At 53.8% G+C, this 586-nt stretch carries 1 protein-coding gene; it reads left to right on the forward strand.

What is annotated here, in order from left to right; all coding sequences use genetic code 11:
• Window positions 1-105: 105 nt before the first annotated feature.
• The coding region (locus tag BLW97_RS18475) for an IS21 family transposase (RefSeq protein ID WP_479714977.1) at window positions 106-586 on the forward strand (481 nt) is incomplete at its 3' end.

A 586-nucleotide genomic window follows, 5' to 3' on the forward strand; every position in this document is an offset into this window, starting at 1 on the left:
TGTTAAACAGCGTGCAAAAGTTGCCAGAATTGGGTGGAAAACAGCGTGTAAATTGACCACCTGATATCCTGCCGGATTTGCCGGGAGGAAACTGGAGTGATTTGCATGGAAACCATAGCCAAAGTGCGCCGTCTGTATCATCTGGACAAAGAGACGGTCAGTCATATTTCTCGAAAAATGAATTTATCGCGTGCTACGGTGCGCAAGTATCTGGATCATGTCGGAGATGAACCGAAGTACCCCCAGCGGAAATCCCGACCACGGCCGCAATTGGGAGCTTTTGAGGCGATCCTGCAGCAATGGCTGGAGACGGATGCACACTTACCGCGCAAGCAGAAGCGGACCGCACGCAGACTGTTCGAGAGTTTGCAGAAGGCAGGATACCAGGGGGCCTATGACAGCATTCAGCGCTGGGTAAAGGCGTGGAAGGCGAACATTCGCCCTGGTCTGCACCAAGCCTTTATTCCCCTGAGTTTCCGTCCCGGTGAAGCGTATCAGTTTGACTGGAGCAGCGAGACGGTGATTCTGGATGGGGTGGCCATGGCGATCAAGGTCGCCCACTTTCGCCTGACTTACAGCCGGATGT

This window comes from Acidithiobacillus albertensis, assembly GCF_001931655.1.
In the GTDB taxonomy this organism is placed as follows: domain Bacteria; phylum Pseudomonadota; class Gammaproteobacteria; order Acidithiobacillales; family Acidithiobacillaceae; genus Acidithiobacillus; species Acidithiobacillus thiooxidans.